The organism is Staphylococcus sp. GDY8P54P, from assembly GCF_017892645.1.
GTDB classification, from domain to species: Bacteria; Bacillota; Bacilli; order Staphylococcales; family Staphylococcaceae; genus Staphylococcus; species Staphylococcus ureilyticus.
Window position 1 is genome coordinate 1 of sequence record NZ_JAESLN010000024.1, and the last position, 2,041, is coordinate 2,041.

Annotated in this window: 3 protein-coding genes; all 3 read right to left on the reverse strand. The window is 32.9% G+C overall.

Annotation, left to right across the window (positions count from 1 at the left end; all coding sequences use genetic code 11):
- The coding region (locus KA883_RS08225; RefSeq protein WP_046091407.1) for a DegV family protein at positions 1 to 414 on the reverse strand (414 nt) is incomplete at its 3' end.
- 9 nt (positions 415 to 423) lie between these two features.
- Positions 424 to 909: a trimethoprim-resistant dihydrofolate reductase DfrS1 gene (locus KA883_RS08230; protein WP_000175735.1), complete on the reverse strand. Its 486-nt coding sequence runs from the start codon at positions 907 to 909 to the stop codon at positions 424 to 426.
- 41 nt (positions 910 to 950) lie between these two features.
- A complete protein-coding gene (locus KA883_RS08235) occupies positions 951 to 1,907 on the reverse strand; it encodes a thymidylate synthase (protein ID WP_210139946.1) in 957 nt (318 codons plus the stop codon).
- Between the last annotated feature and the right edge of the window lie 134 nt (positions 1,908 to 2,041).

Sequence of the window (2,041 nt, forward strand, 5' to 3'; positions counted from 1 at the left end):
TTTACTTTGCAACAGAACCAATTCAACAATTTGCTTAATTTGATAACCTAACCCAAACGAAATAGATTTAGAATCAATCACTGTAATATTACCATCTACCATATGGCTCGCTTGAACAGCAGTATTATAAGTACCACTTAAGCCTGACGAAAGATGAATACTTATAATTTCAACGTCATCTTGAGCTAATTGCTCATATGTTTCAATAAATCGACCAATAGGTGGTTGACTTGTTTTGACGTCTGCATCATTTTCAATATGATCGATATACTCACTTGAAGAGATATCAACTTGATCAGTGTAAGATTTCCCGTCGATTGTCAGGCTTAATGGTATAACATGAATGTTATGTTGTTTTAAATATTCATGTGATAAATCAGAGGTTGAATCCGTGACGATAATTTGTTTAGCCATAATTGCCTCCTATTTCCCTTTTCTACGCACTAAATGTAAGAATGTATGCGGTATAGTATTTTTTTCATCTAGTTGACCTTCTACTGAAGATTCGACTTCCCAGTTTTCGAATGTGTATGGTGGAAAGAATGTGTCTCCTTGAAACTTTCCATCTATTACTGTGATATACATATCATCTACCTGGTCAATCATTGCTTCGTATAACGTTTGTCCTCCAAATATAAAAACATGACCAGATAACTCTTTAATTTCATCAAGAGAGTTTATAACATCTACCCCTTCATGGTGAAATGAAGCTTGGTTAGTGAGTACGACGTTACGTCTATTTGGCAATGGCTTCCCTATAGAATTAAAAGTTTTCCGTGCCATTACAAGTGTATTCCCAGTGGTCAGTTGTTTAATATGCTTTAAATCATTTGGTAAGTGCCAAGGTAATTGATTTTGGTACCCAATGACTCTTTGTTTATCGTGAGCGACAATTATTGATAATGTCATGGTATACCTCCTTTCTGTATGCGAAATATTAATGCATCTTTTTATACCGCAATAGGTGCTTTAATAGCAGGGTGTGATTCATAATTTATCAATTCTAAATCTTCATAATTAATATCAAAAATTGATTTATCTGTATTAATTTTTAATTGAGGTGGTAGATAACTATCTCTTGATAATTGTGTATGTATTGCATCCATATGATTGGAATAAATATGTGCATCTCCAAATGTATGAATGAATTCACCCACCTCAAGTCCACATTCTTTTGCAACAAGATGTGTCAGTAAAGCATTACTTGCAATATTGAAAGGAACACCTAAAAATATATCAGCACTTCTTTGATATAATTGACAATTTAATTTACCCTCTTGTACGTAAAATTGAAACATTGTGTGGCAAGGTGGTAATGCCATTGAATCGATTTCAGTAGGATTCCATGCTGAAACAATGTGACGTCGAGAGTTTGGATTGGTTTTAATTTGTTGTATAACTGATTTTAATTGATCGTAATGATTTCCATTTTTATCTTCCCAATCTCTCCATTGTTTACCATAAACATTCCCTAAGTTGCCATATTTTTTAGCAAATGCATCATCGTTTAGAATACGTTCTTTAAATTTTTTCATTTCTTCTTTATACTGCTCGTTAAATTCAGGGTCTTGCTGGGAACGATGTCCAAAATCTGTCATGTCTGGTCCATGATAATCATCAGACTGAACATAATTTTCAAATGCCCATTCATTCCATATATTGTTATTATATTTAAGTAGGTATTGAATGTTTGTATCTCCTTTAATAAACCATAATAATTCAGTTGCTACTAATTTAAAAGAAACCTTTTTGGTTGTAAGTAAAGGAAACCCTTTGGTTAAATCGAAACGCAATTGATGCCCAAATTTGGAAATTGTCCCGGTATGTGTGCGATCATCGCGTCTATTCCCTATTTCTAATATCTCTTCGCATAAGCCATGATAAGCTTCGTCGAATGGATTATACATGCGTACAACTCCTTATAAAAATATGTACTATATTAATAAACATTATACTAGAAAAGAGGTTCTGTTGCAAAGTGGAATTGATAGTATAATTTTAACAAAATGGAGTCTTCTGTATGAACTATTTCAGATAGAAA